At 36.6% G+C, this 16,357-nt stretch carries 20 protein-coding genes; 4 read left to right on the top strand and 16 right to left on the bottom strand.

The features are described 5' to 3' along the window. Positions 1-372 precede the first annotated feature (372 nt). The 6 genes from ACRPLY_RS11070 to ACRPLY_RS11045 all read right to left on the bottom strand — a co-directional run bounded on the left by ACRPLY_RS11070 (position 373) and on the right by ACRPLY_RS11045 (position 4,297). Complete coding sequence (locus ACRPLY_RS11070; protein WP_325078069.1) at positions 373-1,587, bottom strand: threonine synthase; 1,215 nt, start codon at positions 1,585-1,587, stop codon at positions 373-375. Positions 1,588-1,956: 369 nt separating this feature from the next. Beyond that, entirely contained in the window at positions 1,957-2,433 is a 477-nt protein-coding gene (locus ACRPLY_RS11065) for an MOSC domain-containing protein (RefSeq protein WP_325078070.1), read from the bottom strand. Next, a complete protein-coding gene (locus ACRPLY_RS11060; protein ID WP_325078071.1) occupies positions 2,402-2,533 on the bottom strand; it encodes a hypothetical protein in 132 nt (43 codons plus the stop codon). The genes ACRPLY_RS11065 and ACRPLY_RS11060 overlap by 32 nt, the downstream gene beginning before the upstream one ends. A gap of 146 nt (positions 2,534-2,679) precedes the next feature. Continuing rightward, a complete protein-coding gene (locus ACRPLY_RS11055; RefSeq protein ID WP_325078072.1) occupies positions 2,680-3,420 on the bottom strand; it encodes a CPBP family intramembrane glutamic endopeptidase in 741 nt (246 codons plus the stop codon). 158 nt (positions 3,421-3,578) lie between these two features. Next, on the bottom strand, positions 3,579-3,806 hold the full coding sequence (locus tag ACRPLY_RS11050) for a hypothetical protein (RefSeq protein ID WP_325078073.1): 228 nt from the start codon (positions 3,804-3,806) through the stop codon (positions 3,579-3,581). A 44-nt stretch (positions 3,807-3,850) separates the two neighbouring features. Further along, a complete protein-coding gene (locus tag ACRPLY_RS11045; protein WP_224980337.1) occupies positions 3,851-4,297 on the bottom strand; it encodes a helix-turn-helix domain-containing protein in 447 nt (148 codons plus the stop codon). A gap of 255 nt (positions 4,298-4,552) precedes the next feature. On the opposite strand from ACRPLY_RS11045, the gene ACRPLY_RS11040 reads away from it, so the two are divergent. Further along, complete coding sequence (locus tag ACRPLY_RS11040; protein WP_176551712.1) at positions 4,553-5,059, top strand: CcdC protein domain-containing protein; 507 nt, start codon at positions 4,553-4,555, stop codon at positions 5,057-5,059. A 215-nt stretch (positions 5,060-5,274) separates the two neighbouring features. Continuing rightward, the gene (locus tag ACRPLY_RS11035; RefSeq protein ID WP_325078074.1) at positions 5,275-6,219 is read left to right on the top strand and encodes a phosphotriesterase family protein; all 945 of its coding nucleotides are present in this window, start codon (positions 5,275-5,277) and stop codon (positions 6,217-6,219) included. A 72-nt stretch (positions 6,220-6,291) separates the two neighbouring features. Here the strand turns inward: ACRPLY_RS11035 and ACRPLY_RS11030 are convergent, their stop codons facing one another. The 3 genes from ACRPLY_RS11030 to ACRPLY_RS11020 form a co-directional block, all read right to left on the bottom strand. Further along, positions 6,292-7,554 (bottom strand): SulP family inorganic anion transporter, encoded by a 1,263-nt coding sequence (locus ACRPLY_RS11030; RefSeq protein ID WP_432231856.1) that lies wholly within the window; start codon positions 7,552-7,554, stop codon positions 6,292-6,294. Between the two features lie 462 nt (positions 7,555-8,016). Continuing rightward, entirely contained in the window at positions 8,017-8,646 is a 630-nt protein-coding gene (locus ACRPLY_RS11025) for a hypothetical protein (protein WP_028414634.1), read from the bottom strand. 46 nt (positions 8,647-8,692) lie between these two features. Then, the gene (locus ACRPLY_RS11020) at positions 8,693-9,595 is read right to left on the bottom strand and encodes a LysR family transcriptional regulator (protein ID WP_028414635.1); all 903 of its coding nucleotides are present in this window, start codon (positions 9,593-9,595) and stop codon (positions 8,693-8,695) included. 127 nt (positions 9,596-9,722) lie between these two features. Here ACRPLY_RS11020 and ACRPLY_RS11015 point away from each other — a divergent pair, with 127 nt between their 5' ends. Further along, complete coding sequence (locus ACRPLY_RS11015; protein WP_029714146.1) at positions 9,723-10,769, top strand: 2,3-butanediol dehydrogenase; 1,047 nt, start codon at positions 9,723-9,725, stop codon at positions 10,767-10,769. 566 nt (positions 10,770-11,335) lie between these two features. Here ACRPLY_RS11015 and ACRPLY_RS11010 read toward each other — a convergent pair. The 7 genes from ACRPLY_RS11010 to ACRPLY_RS10980 all read right to left on the bottom strand — a co-directional run bounded on the left by ACRPLY_RS11010 (position 11,336) and on the right by ACRPLY_RS10980 (position 15,700). Continuing rightward, positions 11,336-11,545 carry a hypothetical protein gene (locus ACRPLY_RS11010; RefSeq protein WP_098999190.1) on the bottom strand — a complete coding sequence of 70 codons (210 nt, stop codon included), beginning with the start codon at positions 11,543-11,545 and terminating at the stop codon, positions 11,336-11,338. A 456-nt stretch (positions 11,546-12,001) separates the two neighbouring features. After that, entirely contained in the window at positions 12,002-12,307 is a 306-nt protein-coding gene (locus ACRPLY_RS11005) for a hypothetical protein (protein ID WP_098113683.1), read from the bottom strand. A 240-nt stretch (positions 12,308-12,547) separates the two neighbouring features. Further along, positions 12,548-13,201 carry an ABC-2 transporter permease gene (locus tag ACRPLY_RS11000; protein WP_098113682.1) on the bottom strand — a complete coding sequence of 218 codons (654 nt, stop codon included), beginning with the start codon at positions 13,199-13,201 and terminating at the stop codon, positions 12,548-12,550. Then, complete coding sequence (locus ACRPLY_RS10995) at positions 13,202-14,053, bottom strand: ABC transporter ATP-binding protein (protein WP_432231855.1); 852 nt, start codon at positions 14,051-14,053, stop codon at positions 13,202-13,204. A 275-nt stretch (positions 14,054-14,328) separates the two neighbouring features. Next, the gene (locus ACRPLY_RS10990; protein ID WP_034268427.1) at positions 14,329-14,568 is read right to left on the bottom strand and encodes a hypothetical protein; all 240 of its coding nucleotides are present in this window, start codon (positions 14,566-14,568) and stop codon (positions 14,329-14,331) included. A gap of 55 nt (positions 14,569-14,623) precedes the next feature. Further along, a complete protein-coding gene (gene yidC / locus ACRPLY_RS10985; protein ID WP_028414643.1) occupies positions 14,624-15,388 on the bottom strand; it encodes a membrane protein insertase YidC in 765 nt (254 codons plus the stop codon). A 21-nt stretch (positions 15,389-15,409) separates the two neighbouring features. Further along, on the bottom strand, positions 15,410-15,700 hold the full coding sequence (locus ACRPLY_RS10980; protein WP_014459067.1) for a hypothetical protein: 291 nt from the start codon (positions 15,698-15,700) through the stop codon (positions 15,410-15,412). A gap of 283 nt (positions 15,701-15,983) precedes the next feature. Between ACRPLY_RS10980 and ACRPLY_RS10975 the strand changes: the two genes are divergently transcribed. Then, on the top strand, positions 15,984-16,259 hold the full coding sequence (locus ACRPLY_RS10975) for a DUF4190 domain-containing protein (RefSeq protein ID WP_028414644.1): 276 nt from the start codon (positions 15,984-15,986) through the stop codon (positions 16,257-16,259). The last annotated feature ends 98 nt before the right edge of the window (positions 16,260-16,357 follow it).

The following is a 16,357-nucleotide window of genomic DNA, read 5'->3' as shown; positions in this document are numbered from 1 at the left end:
GAACAAAATTTCAAGAGTTGGCTGGGTTCGGGGGATAAAAATTCAGCTCCTTTCTCCCTATCGTGGTTCGTGGCTTCATGGAAGTTTTCTACCGTAAAAGCAAACTGGTTTACAGCGCTGCTTTTGTCATATTCTTCAAGCTTTGTAATATGCTCGCTCAACCTCCTTACCAAGCTGTTTTTCCAAATTGAAAGATATCCTCTTTCTTCTCTTAGATACCCTCTAAGACAAACTTTAAACCTACATTCACTCATATAGTTTTGAACATAAAGATTCACATTTATTACAATTATTTACATTAAATAAGCGTGAGTGTGCGATGACATAAAAAATAGACCTCCACTTAGACGGAGATCTATTTTTTCACTTGCTTTATTTTTTAGTAAGGCTGCCATTTCGCTCTAAAATTGGTACTTCAATATCTACCGTATTTGGATATTTAACTCCAAGCCCTGTATTTAAAGCAACAACCGTTTCGTTTTCTTTAATCCAGCTTTCTTCTCGCAAACGGCGTGCAGCTAAAAATGTAGCCGCACCTTCCGGACAAATAAACGATCCTTCAAGCTGCGCAACCTTTTTTTGTTCTTCCACAATCTTATCTTCATCGACCGCAATTGCACATCCATTTGTATTGTATACGGCTTCTAAAACAAGAAAGTCCCCGATTGCTTTTGGTACGTTGATACCAAAGGCGATGGTTGAAGAATCCGGCCAAAATTCAGATTCTTGTTTTCGTTCATTCCATGCTTTTACAATAGGTGCGCAGTTTTCAGCTTGTACCGCAACTAAACGAGGAAGATCACCTTTAATCCAGCCGAGCTCTTTTAACTCATTTAACGCTTTATAGATTCCAATTAAGCCAACGCCTCCTCCTGTTGGATATAAAATCACATCAGGAAGATTCCAAGAAAACTGTTCAGCAATTTCTAGGCCCATTGTTTTTTTACCTTCGATTCGGTACGGCTCTTTAAGCGTAGAAGCATCATAAAGACCCCAGGCTTTAATAGCCTCACCAACAATCTTCCCTGCATCGCTGATGAGTCCATCGACTAAGTAAAGGTCAGCTCCAGCGACAGCACACTCATTTCGTGTAATAACAGGCGCATCTTTTGGCATCACAACGGTTGCTTTTATGTCAGCGCGTGACGAATACAGCGACCAAGCAGCTCCGGCATTTCCATTTGTAGGCATCGCTAACTGTTCAACGCCAAGTTCTTTTGCTTTTGACACGCCCACAGCGGCGCCTCTAGCTTTAAATGATCCCGTTGGAATAATGCCTTCATCTTTCATATATAAGTTTGGAATGTCCATTTCTTTCCCTAGCTTAGGCATTTTTATAAGCGGAGTCATCCCTTCACCTAAGGACACGACGTTTTTAGGATCTTCTACTGGAAGCAGCTCATGATATCTCCATAAATTTGGTTCCCTGCTTTGAACATCTTCTGGAGTCAAGTTAGCTTTCAATCTCTCTAAATCATACGCTACCAATAGCGGTGAGCCACATTCACATAATTGATGTTTTTCTTTTGGACTATATTCTTTTTTACATTTAGGACAATATAAGTGAGAAACATAACTAAACGGCATCATAAACACTCCTTTAAATTCTGTAAACATACTACCCTATATACATTATAATTTATATTATTTTTATCAGAATTGTAAGGTATGATTTACCCATCATTTTATTGAATATTTTAAAAAGCATAAAACCCTATTAAATTAAGATTTTATGCTTTTTCCTACGTTGTTTATATTACTTTTTTAGAATTAACCTCAGTAAATTTAAATAAAAACGCGAAAAAGAAACGCACTTCACACTTTAAATATAGGAATAATTATTTTAGTGTGTTAAAAAGCGACTTGAAGGAGGTAACGAAGGGCAGTGAGTGCACTTTCGATGCTGAACAAACGTAATAATAGAATGTACACTTATATAAAACTCCACCTTCACTATTATTCAGAACGAAACTGTTTCAAAAAGACCTGTCTTAAACTATTTGACAATGCGTCTGCTTGCAGAACTCTATCCAGCTTCTCTTTATTAAACCGGTCTTTGAATTTTACATCATTAACTGCTGCTATAGACACTTTGTTCGGATCTTTTTCAAACAGGATCAACTCATCTCTCACGGAGACGATGCCTTCTTTCAAAACGCGAAATAAAAACCCTGTATAGCCCGTGTCTCTCATTTTCACGACGATATCCGGCACTTCGTATTTTGCAGCAAGCTTGTAACAAGGATTTCTAGGTTCAGATATTTGAATAATAGCCTCACCAAATGCAAATATATCCCCGACGTGCGCGTTTCTTTCTGTTAATCCAACGGTTGTGATGTTTTCTCCAAACAACGCGATTTTAACAGGGTTTTGGATGATGTTATTCCAGTATTCATAATAATCATAAGGATACAGACATAGCGCTTTGTCCACTCCTCCATGATCTTTGTACGCCTCCTCGTCGCTTACGCTCCTGCAGGGTCTCACCTATTCCGCTTTTCCCGCAGGAGTCTTCGCCTTGCCCTCCAATCAACCGCTAGACGCACGTACCCACATAAACGAAATCTACGTTCATCCCAATAACAAAAAATCCGAACGAGTTTGATTCTCCATCAAGAATCTCCATTCCTTGTTCGGATTCACCTTCAACTAGACTACTTTTGTCACAACCTCTTTTAATTAGCCACTAACCTGATGTTGAGAAACAGATAAAGTAGATTTTCGATTCCATAAATAAAAGGCATATCCGCTTAAAAATAGAAGCAGCGCGTAATTGACAAATAAAGAATCATTTGCGTTGACAGGGCTTGTAAACTGGAGAAAATTATTTAAGCCGTGAAATACAATCGTCACTCCAATCGATTGACCGTTAACGATCAGTAAAGCCAAGACCAACCCAATAACAAATGCAAATAAAATTTGAAAAATTGTATTTGCTACCGATTGACCGCTTAACATATTCAAACTGTGCGTAAAGGCAAATAGGAACGATGATAGAAGAACCGCTACTTTATAGCTTTTTGATAACAGCAAATTCAGCATAAATCCTCTGAATACCATCTCCTCTACAAATGCTATGACTAGAGTTTGGGTAAGCAAAATAAGAACAAGATCAACAGTGGAACTTCCGTGTACACCTTTGTTCCCGATGAGGATAATAAGCAAATACAAAAGAAGCGGAGAAAGAAAGAGGATTCTTGTTCTAAAGGACATGTTTTGTTGAAAGGAGAAAAAATGCTGCCATTTTTTTGTTTTTGTTAGATAAAAAGCTATTCCTATTGCTAAAGGGACAACTCCTAAAAACTGAAGATAATGTGCAGTAGGATGCGTCATGCTCACGTATGCACCGTTTACCACAAACCAAAAGATAACTAAGATTTCTAGGCCAATAACTTTCCATAAAAGCTTTGACTTGATCATCACTACACTACCTTTCTACTTTAGGTTTCATTGATAACCTATATTCGTTTTAAGGATTTTATATGTTTTCACCTTTTTATCATTCAAGCTCAAAGACCATGTGAGGCAACGCTTCTTCCTTTTAAAATAAGAAGATCGTTCCTCCTTTTTTACTGTGATTACACAAGGTACAAAAATGCACAAAAACCTGCCCATGTGACGTAATCACTGAACCCCATTTTTTTATCGCCTCTCACGAGTACATTTACAGCCCAATTCAAAACACTTCCCTCAGACGTTTTATCTACATATTTTCTCGCTAAAGCGTATGCTCCCACCCGAAATAAGTAATAGCTGATTAAACATAAAAAAGAGATGGTCATAAAATTTAAATTTAACTCTTTCACCTTGTACACCTCATCGTTTTTGTGTTATTACATAACATTGTTTTTTATTTCTGTTCATAAAAATCTTTTTTGACACCTTTCAAAAGCTTTAAGATTTCTTTATAAAAACAGATAATTAACATTCCAGCGATGTTTGTCACCATCATAATCATAAGATTGCCGATGATGAGACTCAGAAAATTCCCAAAAAACATGAGGCCAATTCCGATATAAAAGCCTGGGTGAAGCAGCTTATCGTCGTCTTCTTTTTCTTCTTCCTGAATGTTTATTCTGTTTTGTAACGCAGCATCATTTTTAATAAACTCATTAATAGTTGTTCCATAGATGTCGCTTAAGTTTAAAAGTTGTTGGATATCAGGGTAGCTCTGATTACCTTCCCATTTATGTATGTGCTGTACCGATACACTCAGCTGTTCAGCAACCTCTTCTTCTGACATTTTTTGTTCTTCTCTTAATTTTTTTAATTGATTTCCTAGCCTCAACTCATTCACCTCTATAACTGTGGCAGCTTGTAAACAAAATTTGTTTGCACTACGTTTTCTCGTTTTCTATAATTCTAACATATTGTGGTAAAAAAGAAAGAAACAGTAATGAGACGTATAAACCATAAAACGATACCCCTAAAAAATAGTGAGAATTCTCATGTGTAAAAAATGAAAGAATGCACTTTTATCTTCATCCTTTTATTGTTTATACTAAATAGTGGATTGTAAGAACGTAGAAATAAAAAAGGAGGCAAACTGACGATGGAAATGCTACTGATTTATCTATTTGTTATCGCTCTTATTGGATTCATTATTTGGAGAAAGATGAAAAAGAAAAATAAGCCCATTAAAAAGAATGGACTTGGTATATTAGCACCTATTTTTTTCATATTAATTGCATTTTCTCTTAGTCTAAGTCAACTGATGCACATACCGGGCCAGCCCTTTCACTTACCACCCTACTGGGAAATGCTGATTGCTGGTGTATTAGGTATTGTGTTTGGACTTATTATGCTTAGCCAAACAGACTATGAAGTAAGAGAAGACGGCTTCATTTACTCAAAGCCAAATAAAAATTTTAAATATGTGATTATTGCTATTATCTTCATAAGAATGGCTTTGAGTCAGTACTTTAAAGGGTTAGATTCGATAGACTTCGCGGTCTTAACGATGACGCTAGCCTTTATATATATTGTTATTTGGAGAGTTGGCAGCTATTTAAAATTCCGTAAATTAAATGGTGATAATTACAGTGTAAATGCTGGGTAATCATCAATATAACTAATCCTTCTTCCTGTTTGGAAAGAAGGATTTTTTGTCATAGTGAGTAAAAGTCTCGCGTGTTGTGTAAGACAACATATATATTGTATAATGCAATATGTGTTTTTTATAACAGAAGTCTATATATAAAAACAGATTATATGAAAACTGTACCTAATCATCCGCTGTTTGATTTACAGGTAGATTATGAAAGGAATCATACTATGACATTTATCAATTCTGTAACAGGCCCAGTCGATTCGTCAGAACTAGGGCTAACGTTAATCCACGAACATATGCGCGTTCGTTCTGAATCTGTTCACGCACAGTTTCCTCATTTATATGATGAGAAACAAGAAGTTGCAAAAGCAGTCGAACAAGTAAATCGTGCAAAGAAGCTCGGAGTCAACACGATCTGTGATCCAACGGTGATGGAACAAGGGCGCGATATTCGTTTTATTGAAAAAATTGCCCGCGAAACGGACACTCAAATCATCGCAGCCACAGGAATTTATACGTATAACTACATCCCTACTCACTTTCAAACTCGTAGCATTGACTATATGACAGACCTGTTTGTTCGAGATATCGAAGTCGGCATTCAAAACACGTCGATTAAAGCAGGCTTTCTAAAATGCGCTACGGATGCACCTGGCGTAACGGCTGATGTAGAAAAAGTAATGCGCGCTGTCGCACGAGCTCATAAAAAAACGGGCGTGCCGATTATGACCCATTCACATCCGGCAAGCGGCACAGGCTTAAAACAGCTTGATATCTTACTTGAAGAAGGTGCTAATCCAAATCAAATTCTGATTGGACATACGGGAGATACAGATAACCTTGAGTATATTTCAAACATATTAAAGCAAGGTACTTTTATCGGTATGGACCGCTACGGCTTGACTAGAGAATGTTCAACTGAAAACAGAAATAATACGGTCATCCAGTTAGCTAAACAAGGCTATTCAAACCGCATGTTTCTCTCACAAGACTACTGCTGTACAATGGACTGGTTTCCAGAAGGCGTGATTGAAGAACGTTTTCCAAAATGGTCGATGAGCTTTGTATTAGAAGAAGTCGTGCCTGAGTTAAAAAGAAAAGGCGTAACGGAACAGCAGATTCAGCATATGCTTTTTGATAACGCCCGCTGCTGGTTTGAAGGAAAGTAATTAAAATATTATAAAAAACCCCCACTGTGCAAGCTTACAGTGGGGGTTTTTCGCGTATTATTCTACCTTACGTTAACCTGTTTTTCTTAATAGCTTTTGTTTTTCGCGGCTCTTTTTCACCATAAAGTGTATACCACATAAGCACAACCCGACGGCTATTCCAATTGTCAAGTTTGTAAACACTGTTAACGAAAATGTCGTAAGTAAAACCAGTGAATGAAATGATTTTTCTTTTATCACCTTTGCAAACTGTTCTTTTTTACTGATATTCCACGCTACGACCATCAAAACTGGGGCGAGACTGGCAAGCGCTACGTATGAAGCATACGGAGCAAGCACTAGCAGCACAATCAACACAAAGATAGCGTGCGTGATTCCTGCAATTGGAGATGAAGCGCCGTTTTTAATATTGGTAACGGTTCTTGCAATCTCTCCTGCTGCAGGAATACCTGAAAACATCGGCGTTACCATGTTTACGATTCCCTGACCGATCAGTTCTTTTTTGCTGCTGTGCTTTGATTTTGTCATTTCATCCGCAACGCGAGCTGTCAGCAAAGACTGTAACCCTACAAGTACAGCAATTACAAACGCAGAAGGTAAAAGAGTGACCACCCTCTCCACTGTTATATCTGGAAACGCTGGCGCCGGGAAATGACGAGGTATCTCTCCGTAAATCGAACCAATTGTTTCAAACTGATTGGAAAAGAAAAAAGATGCCAAGCCCGTTGATACAATAATTCCAAGTAAATAGGACATTCCCAGCGACTTTGGTGAAAAGTAAAGAACTATTAAAATCGTAGCTAAGCACAATCCTGCTGTAGCGATACTATAGATGTTAATGAAGTGTAAATTACCAAAGATCTCTTTTATATTCAAATGAAAAAACTGAAATTTGTCAATCGCGTGCAGCCCAAGGAAGTTTGGTATCTGCCCGCTAAAGATAATCAGCGCAATTCCTGACTGAAATCCTACAATAATAGAAGACGGAAAATACTTGATTAAAGCTCCTACTTTACATAGCGCAAAGATAATGAGGAGAATCCCTGACATAAAGCCGGCAATTAATAAGTTTTCATAGCCATATTGCAACACAATTCCTAATAAAACAGGAACAAACGCACCCGTAGGTCCAGCGATTTGAAACCTACATCCACCTAAAATAGCAATTAACAATCCTGCTACAATCGTCGTATAAAGTCCTGTAACAGGCGATATTCCAGAAGCTATCGCAAATCCTAACCCTAAAGGTATAGCTATGATGCCAACAACAATACCCGATAGTATATCTTTCTTCAAATGCTGCAAGGAGTAATTTCGAAAAACCTCTAGATTCATAAGTGTACATCAGCCTCCATTTTAAGTAGTGAGGTTACCCATTCGTATTTTCGTCATACAACCTTATTGAGCTTTCTCAAAATAAGGTGGGCTACTCGATTACTTCTATCTTAAAGGAGACAACTTACAAAAAAATAAAGAGGAAATTAGAAGTTTCTTAGACAGTTATTAAAATTTTCTTAAAAATTCTTACTTTTTATTCTTTTAGTTATTTTTTAGATAAAATGCGGTTCTTTGTTGTAAATAAAGCAAGATAACTAGACCCTATAGTAACGATAGAATGAATGGATGTGGACAGGCTGTGTTTAAAAATCTTTAAGTTTAAGTAGACGACACGCCTACCTCCATTCGTTTAACTATATTCGAATTCATAGGAAGCTCGGTTACATAAGGCCAATTAATTACAAACGTGAACACTAAAAGACAGAGGCTTTGAATCATAATTCAAAGCCCCTATTTTTACTAATAAGATATATAATACCAATTTCTTTGTATCTTTTCTATTTCATCAAACTTCATACCAAAATCGCCCGATGAAGGTTTACGGTTTTTTGGGTCATACACAAAACCCGAGAAATGCCCGAATAGTCCACTGCTTGTAAAGAAAAGTACGGAGATTGCCTTTCCTTTGGTTTCTACTGCAACATCATCTCGACCTCTGGACACACTCGCATACTCTTTCGGTAGATCAATTAGCGATGAGTTGTCGGGTTCATTGGAGAAAGGAATGAGCGATGGGTAGTCGACTCCATCGGCTTTCAAGACGCCACTTTGTATGTGAGCTGCCACTTCTTCTCTTTTCTGCTGATGGAGTTTAAAGTTTATGTCTAAATTAAGCTGCTCAAACGGAATGAAGAACCACAGCACAACGGTTATCACTTGAATAACCAGTGGTAGCCACTTTCTACTACTAAAGAGATAAATCAATGTCCACAGCGTTAGTAATAAAAAGAAAGGAAGGACAAAGAATAACCATATATATGGACTTACGTATTTCCCTATACGATCATCTAAATCCCATTGAAACAGGGACAATAAAAAAATGAACAAACTGCTACATAACGATAAAAGCAAAGTTAAATGACGTTTCACATATTTCCCTCTCTCTGAAATAATTCTTTTTAACCTTCACTCTTTATCATTCATTATTTACTATAGTTCTGTGAATCCGTTTTAAGAATTCTCTTATTATTCTAGAAAGCCCATTATTGGCGTTATAAAAATACCCAAAAGAATAAGTTTTATAGTGCGGAGGAGCAAAGTTAACGACTACATATTGATCACTTCTAGATAAACCAGCATCTGTTTTAAATGCGTAGTCAAATCCTATATTTATTGCCGTATTATTTTCCAATGTATGACGAATTGTATCTACATTATTGGTAGTAAACAAGATATCACATGGCAGTGAACTAAAACCTTTCATAAATTCCTGAATATACTTGTCGTTATATAAAACAATTGGCTGGTTAATTAACATCTCTTCAGTAATGAGTGTTTGTTTGGCTAATGGCGACTTCTTATTTACTGCAGCTACCATATGACCATCCAATAACTTTTTAAATACCAAGTTCCGATACTTTTTTTCTTCTTTTTCTGTATAAGTAATGAAACCTACATCTACTTCCCCATCTAGAACTTTATCTATAATATACTCGGTGCTATTTTCATAGACAGAAGCCTTTATGTTCGGATATTCTCTTTTAATTTCTGTTATTAAGCGAACGAGAATCTCCATTGGTCCTGGGTAGGTTGCAATCTTTATTTCACCATTCATTGTATTTGTATACGCTTCTGCTTCATCCATAAATTCTTGAATTTTCAATAAAGCAGCGCTGGCCTTTTCAATTAACCTATGACCTTCTTCAGTTGGAATAGATCCTCTTCTGGAACGATGAAAAATCATTATATTTAGTTCTTTCTCTAAATTTTTTATAGATTGGCTTAATGCAGGTAACGTAATATGAAGGTTACCTGCTGCTTCTTTTAGTGAACCCGTTTTATCTATTTCCACTATATGTTTTAATTGTTCAATATTCATAATGCCCTCTTTTTCTTTTAGTTAAGTATTACTTAACAATCGTTAACATTAACTAAATTTACCATAAGTATATCTGGTTGTATACTGATAGATATAGTAAAAGAAATGACACAAGGAGATGGAGTATATGAAGGCGCTAAGATGGCATAATCAAAAAGATATTCGTCTTGAAGAAATAAATGAACCAGTTGTACAGGCTGGTCAGGTAAAAATGAAAGTTAAATGGTGTGGAATTTGCGGTAGTGATTTGCACGAATACTTAGGTGGTCCCATCTTTATTCCAGTTGATAAACCGCACCCTCTCACTAATGAGGTTGCTCCAGTGACGCTTGGACATGAATTCTCAGGTGAAGTAGTAGAGGTTGGAGAAGGTGTAACCCATTATAAAGTTGGTGATCGTGTGGTTGTTGAGCCAATCTTTGCTACACACGGACACCAAGGTGCTTATAACCTAGATGAACAAATGGGATTCTTAGGTTTAGCCGGAGGCGGTGGCGGTCTTAGTGAATATGTCGCAGTAGACGAAGAACTTTTATTCAAACTTCCAGATGATTTATCTTATGAACAAGGTGCTCTAGTAGAACCAGCGGCAGTAGCTCTTTATGCAGTACGTTCAAGTAAAGTGAAAGCCGGAGACAAAGTTGCTGTATTTGGATGTGGACCAATTGGACTTCTTGTCATTGAAGCGTTGAAAGCAGCAGGTGCAACCGATATTTATGCAGTTGAATTATCTCCAGAAAGACAAGCGAAAGCAGAAGAATTAGGAGCAATCATCATTAATCCTGCTGAAGTTGAAGATACGGTAGCCGAAATTGCTAGATTAACTGACGGTGGCGTAGATGTATCATTTGAAGTAACAGGCGTACCTATTGTATTACGTCAAGCCATCCAATCTACGGGAATTGGCGGAGAAACGATTATCGTTAGCATATGGGAAAAAGGAGCAGAAATTCTACCGAATGATATTGTAATTAAAGAACGAACTGTTAAAGGAATCATTGGCTATCGTAACGTGTTCCCAGCAGTATTGTCTCTTATGCAAAAAGGCTACTTCTCAGCCGAAAAGTTAGTAACGAAAAAGATAGCTCTAGACGATGTAATTGAAGAAGGGTTTGAAAGCCTGATTAAAGAAAAAAACCAAGTTAAAATTCTGGTTAAATCGGAACAGCAATAACAATCATCAACAATGAAGATTTCTCTAAGCCACTGATCGTAATTAGTGGCTTTTTATTTCTTTAATCGGGTCCAGCCGAGAGATGTGTAAAATTTCACCAACACAATTTGACAGTTTAGAAGAATGAACGAGTCAACTACATAACGATGCCCATTGACTTAATTACATTTGAATCCATGAGACGTTTGGTTATCTGAATCTCATGCATTACAGAATTGATCACCTAAAAAACTTTCCTAGTCTAGTGTTGAGGTACCAATGGGTTAATCGACGAGGACTAGACAGATATAAAATACATATGCCCGCCCTTTTTAACCACCGTAGTAATACTTTAAAAAGTTTAAAATGGATAACAGGATAATCAAAATAACCAAAACTCCTTCTATCAATATCCTTCGCCCTTCTTTTGGGGATTTCTTTTGTTTTTTATGGGCATACAAAACCAGTTTTCGAAAGGAAATGTGAAGTAAAATAACGAAGGCAAACAAACCAATCTTCACAAGAATAAACAGATTATCACATCCATTTCAACAAACTAAAGATCTAAGAGACATTCGGCAAACAACTCAGCTATGAAACTTTTTATTTTCTTTGTTCTTTTGATACTCTACAAAAAAGGATACTGGAACTGCTCCAATACCTATACCAATCGAAATAAACAGCGACTGGTTCAGCTGAAGACTCGGATTTGCCGCTGCCTTACTATAAATGATAAAACACACAAAGCTTAAAAAGCCTATAGCTAAAGGAATAAGCGCGTGCTTGTACCATTTCATTGTATTAGCCTCCCCTCTTTTTCACCCCGCCTAGCTTGATAGTCGCAGCATACGATTTATTTGTCAGCAATTAAGAGATGCACCGATTAATAGCACAATCCTGTTTAGGTAAAATGACTTCCCGCTATAGCGCTGGCTAAAAGAACGATTACGGCTAGCCCTCTTATCATATAGGTTTGGCTTTCACTCAAAGGTTTCCCCTTTCTTTCACTCATAACAGGGTAAAAATAAAAAAGGTAAAAAGATAAAAGAAAACCCATAACCGCTGTCACAGCTATGATTATTTCCAAATTATCACATCTCCTTTTTCTTCCTTTTCCTTCTTTTCTTCTTGTTAAACAAGTTTAGCCAAATAGTCAGCGGCGCCTCCCTAGAACATACGAGTCCTCTTGAAATCATACAAAAATAAAAAAGGCAGGATTTCTCCTGCCTTTTTGCATATGTAATTCCTCTTCACTATGTCAACTCAGCGCTTTTAGCGAGCATAAAAGCAGAGATACTAAACAAAACAATCAATAAAGAAGCGGCATGTAACAGTAAAAAAAGAAATTTTTGGCCGCCTTTAATGAAGCACGAATAAATCATTCCTAGGATTGTTACTAAGATTAAAAGTGCTGCTGCTATTTTAATTACTATAGCAAAGAAAGCTCCTGCAAATACAATTGACGGAATAAAACACGCTACAATAATTATGTACAAAATCAGTGTAGCAATAAAAGCGTTTTTTGATACGTTTGAAGCACGTTTAAACAAATTCCCCATATAATCTCCTTTCCCATTTTAAAACTGCATCTTTTACTATAATACATGTGTCTAGAGGACACAATTAACTTTTGTGAAAACCTTAATAAGTTAAGCTTGATCACCAATAATATCAGCTATATTTTTGAGATCTTGTTTGCTTAGTTTATCAAATGTTCTAGCTGTTTTTTTGTTTGAATTATTTGATGATAAATAACCTTAAAGAACGCTTTGTAGTATTTACTTCAAAATCAATTCATACTAAAATTCTCTCTTCCGGTAGATAAACAGCGCAATAAAGTAAGAAGCAATATACATTACCATCCCCAAAAGAGTATATAAGATAGGAACATGCAAAGAAGAAGCGATCGGTAAGCTGGATGCTGCTAATATTTCAACTATATACCCAACAACTCCTTGTAAAGCAATCGCAACGAAAAGGCCGCCCATTCCACCTCCAAGTACTATTCCGTCAGATTTCTCTGCCCCGAATACATAAAGAAGCGGATAAGCAATTGCACCGGCGAAAAGTACGATAAATGTACCAAACGAAACGATATTTACTATATTCTCTACTGCACTCTTGGAAATAAGCGAATACATTGAGAAAACACCATAAGATAGGATGGTTCCGCTGACGACAATTAAAAAGTAAAAAATATAGTGACTTTGCACCACATTTTTCCGGCTAATTGGAAGGGTAAGCACGTATTTGTCATAGCCGGTTTTGCTTTCTAGTTTGATCACTTCAAGCGCTGGCATTGCCATTAATAAAATAATTAACATCGCTATAATACGATAAAATGAAGGATCAGCAAAATAAAAGATGACTGCAGAAATAACTATGGCGAGCGCTGTGTAAGTCAAAAAGCTTCGGTGAATGAGGTAATAGTTCGTTAACAATAGACCTTTCATTTATCGTTCACTCCTTGTTAAAAGCACGCTTAGTTCTTCCATCGACATCGGTTCAGTTACAGTTCCTTCTGGCAGCTGATGCTTATCTGATACGAGTACACGGGCAGACGTATCATACGTTCTTTTTGCCACTACTACATCTTCAGGAAGTACATTCAGCTGTTCTTCCTTCATAACGGCAATTGCGTACTCCTCAAACACTTTCTCTTTTTCTTCATTTAATAAAATTTCACCGTTTTTAATCACAACAAGATGGCTCGCGATTTTTTCGACGTCGCTCATAATGTGAGATGAAAGCAGTATTCCGCTGTTCCCATCGCTGACAAAAGCTTTTAATTCATCTAATATCTGCTCTCTAGACGAAGGATCCAATCCTCCTGTCGCTTCATCTAACAGCAATAGTTTAGCACCGTGAGACAGCGCTACCGCTAGAGATAATTTCATCGACATGCCGCGTGAAAACGTATGTATTTTTTTATCTTCTGGCAATGAAAAAGAATGAATCAACCGGTGAAAATCAGCTTCTTCCCAAGATTTAAATAGTTTCTTAAAAACGTTGTTTAACTGTTTTATCGTTAAAGAAACCGGCAGATTAATCGCATCAAACACGACTCCAATGTCTTCTTTAATCGTCGCATCTTTATTTAAATTGTCTTCACCAAATATTTCGACCGTACCGCTATCTCTTGAAACCAGTCCTAGTACCGCCTTAAACGTCGTCGATTTCCCTGCTCCGTTATCACCAATAAATCCTACAATCGATCCAGGAGGTACATGAAATGAAACATCTTTTAAAACCTCATTTTGGCCAAACGATTTTGCCATGTTTCTAACTTCTAAAAGATTTGTCATTTGCTCACTTCACTTTCTCTATTAGTAGTTAGTGTAATCTAATCGCTATGATGATTCGTAATATCACCTTTTTTTTACAAAAATGAATATTCACTACCAATTATAGCTAGTAAACTACAAAAAGTCGATGACAACCTAAAGCTTTATTACTCCTTCGTTTGTTTTTTATAATCGTAATATGTATGACAACATCTGCCTGTACTATTCTTATCCTATCCATTTATCAAAAGCGCAAATAAAAAAAGGATCTCCTATAAAAGATCCTTTTTTCTTCACTATAATTGATGACCCTGCTTTTTTTCTTTTTCACTTAATACGTAGTCTGTTATAAAACCAAGAATAAGTCCAACGGCTACCGGTATTAAACCGCCTTTTGCTTCCATTTGAAAATTTTCCGGTTCATTTACATAAATCCACTGAACTGAAAGCAACGAAATATGAAAGGTATTTCCGATAAAAAATAAAAGTGCTATGGTGCCAATTGTTACGCCGAATGAAATGATGTATTTCTTCACTGTACCCCTCCTTTCATTAAAAGGCTGCTCCAAGCAAAGCAACCTTTTAATTTCTTTATTTTGCTTCAAGCACTGCCTTTTCTCGAAAAACCTTTTTTAATACAAGAGATTGAAAGATCATAAACAAACTGCCCGTCATCCAATACAAGACGAGACCTGACGGTGAAAATATCCCAAAAGAAAGGACCATGACAGGCGAAAGAATTTGGGCTAGCAGTGCGTGGGATGAATTCATTCCATCTACGCCTGTTTGCATAACTCTTCCCTGTAAGTACGTAGCAACCGCTGCAACGATCGGAAGAATAAAATAGGGATCCGAGTGCCCTAAATCTAGCCACAAAAAGGACGATGCGCTAATCTCATCTATTCGTCTAATCGCATAGTACACAATTGAAAAGACTGGAAGCTGAACTAGTAAAGGAATGCATCCCATCAGCGGGTTAGCTCCATTTTCTTTAAGCAGTTCCATCATTTCACGCTGATATTGCTGCTGACTCTCAGGATCCTTATCTTTGTACTTCTCTTTTAGCTGTTGAAGCTGAGGCTGTATACGTTTATTGCTCAGCTGATTTTTATATTGAAGAATGTTTAAAGGCGCCAGCAGCATACGTACGCCCACCGTCACAAGCATAATTGAAAAGCCAACGCTTTGATGAAGCCACGTATTTCCTATAAACAAAATGAGCAGTGAAAAAGGATAAATAAAATAGTGATCAAAAAAGTGAGTGTGCGAACTTTGAATCACGTTTGCTGAATCACATCCGGCAAGTAGAAAAATGGAAACAACAATAAAGAAAAGCTTCTTTTTATGTTTTAACATTTATATTCCTCCAGTATTTTTTTAGTTAAACGAAAAAAATACTGGCGAATAAGGACCTTCATCGTCTTGTTCACCTATTGCTTCTTGTCTCTGAACAGAATGTATAAATTTAAATTTATGATACACGCAGCATATAAGATCCTGAGCACGTAAAAGATTTACGTTTTGTATGAGATACATGTCTTTTTGCTGCAGGCAAACGTGCTTATGTATTGTTTGAAATGTAGCTAGTTTAATAGCAGCATGTACAAAGAATGCTGTCATGATCGCAAATGATAAATACACTAAAGCATCCGGTATAAATAATTCCATTTATTCACATGCTTATGGATTATTGTATCATATTTTCCTTATTTTAGGTTAAATATTTTTATGAAGCAGATTTAATCTAATGTAGCCCACAAAACCGATTTCCTTATAGGAGTCAAAAAATAAGTTTCTTTTTGTACATGTCATTATACATTTTGATGAAATGACGTATAGACAATATACTGGGACACATATAATTCTAAAAATTTCTACTTTTATTAGCAAAAAGGATATTATTCCTTTTTATGGTATAATCAAAAAATATAATTCATAGGGAGTGAAACTATTGGAAACTAATACAAAACCTCAAGTAAACACCAACTCTATTGTTTCTCTAACTCTAGGTATCCTGTCCATTTTTATTCCAATCCTCGGGTTTATTACAGGTATTATCGGCATTATCCTCTACAAAAAAGCATCAAATCAAATAGCTGCTTCCAATCAAAGCGGTAAAGGACTCGCGATTGCCGGGCTGATCTGCAGTATAGTAGGCGTGATTTCTCAGCTGTTCTTCGTATTAGGAATTATTACGTTTGTATTTGCAGGAACGACAATGGAATAAAAACGTAGTTTATATAGAATTATTCACATTTCTATGTAAAACAATAAAAGCTTGATTTTCAAACAGTTGAAAATCAAGCTCCTAAAATGTAAACGTTA

Source organism: Priestia sp. TGN 0903 (genome assembly GCF_050846855.1).
Taxonomy (GTDB): domain Bacteria; phylum Bacillota; class Bacilli; order Bacillales; family Bacillaceae_H; genus Priestia; species Priestia zanthoxyli.
The sequence above is the reverse complement of the archived record's forward strand: the minus strand, read 5'-3'. Positions and strand labels throughout refer to the sequence as shown.

Bases quoted from the DNA above. Each gene is read 5' to 3' on its own strand.
- ACRPLY_RS11035 (WP_325078074.1), top strand. From the start codon at position 5,275: ATGACATTTATCAATTCTGTAACAGGCCCAGTCGATTCGTCAGAACTA.
- ACRPLY_RS10980 (WP_014459067.1), bottom strand. From the start codon at position 15,700: ATGGAATTATTTATACCGGATGCTTTAGTGTATTTATCATTTGCGATC.
- ACRPLY_RS11010 (WP_098999190.1), bottom strand. From the start codon at position 11,545: ATGAAATGGTACAAGCACGCGCTTATTCCTTTAGCTATAGGCTTTTTA.
- ACRPLY_RS11005 (WP_098113683.1), bottom strand. From the start codon at position 12,307: ATGGGGAATTTGTTTAAACGTGCTTCAAACGTATCAAAAAACGCTTTT.
- ACRPLY_RS11030 (WP_432231856.1), bottom strand. From the start codon at position 7,554: ATGAATCTAGAGGTTTTTCGAAATTACTCCTTGCAGCATTTGAAGAAA.
- ACRPLY_RS11015 (WP_029714146.1), top strand. From the start codon at position 9,723: ATGAAGGCGCTAAGATGGCATAATCAAAAAGATATTCGTCTTGAAGAA.
- ACRPLY_RS11000 (WP_098113682.1), bottom strand. From the start codon at position 13,201: ATGAAAGGTCTATTGTTAACGAACTATTACCTCATTCACCGAAGCTTT.
- ACRPLY_RS11070 (WP_325078069.1), bottom strand. From the start codon at position 1,587: ATGCCGTTTAGTTATGTTTCTCACTTATATTGTCCTAAATGTAAAAAA.
- ACRPLY_RS10995 (WP_432231855.1), bottom strand. From the start codon at position 14,053: ATGACAAATCTTTTAGAAGTTAGAAACATGGCAAAATCGTTTGGCCAA.
- ACRPLY_RS11055 (WP_325078072.1), bottom strand. From the start codon at position 3,420: ATGATCAAGTCAAAGCTTTTATGGAAAGTTATTGGCCTAGAAATCTTA.
- yidC (WP_028414643.1), bottom strand. From the start codon at position 15,388: ATGTTAAAACATAAAAAGAAGCTTTTCTTTATTGTTGTTTCCATTTTT.
- ACRPLY_RS11020 (WP_028414635.1), bottom strand. From the start codon at position 9,595: ATGAATATTGAACAATTAAAACATATAGTGGAAATAGATAAAACGGGT.
- ACRPLY_RS11040 (WP_176551712.1), top strand. From the start codon at position 4,553: ATGGAAATGCTACTGATTTATCTATTTGTTATCGCTCTTATTGGATTC.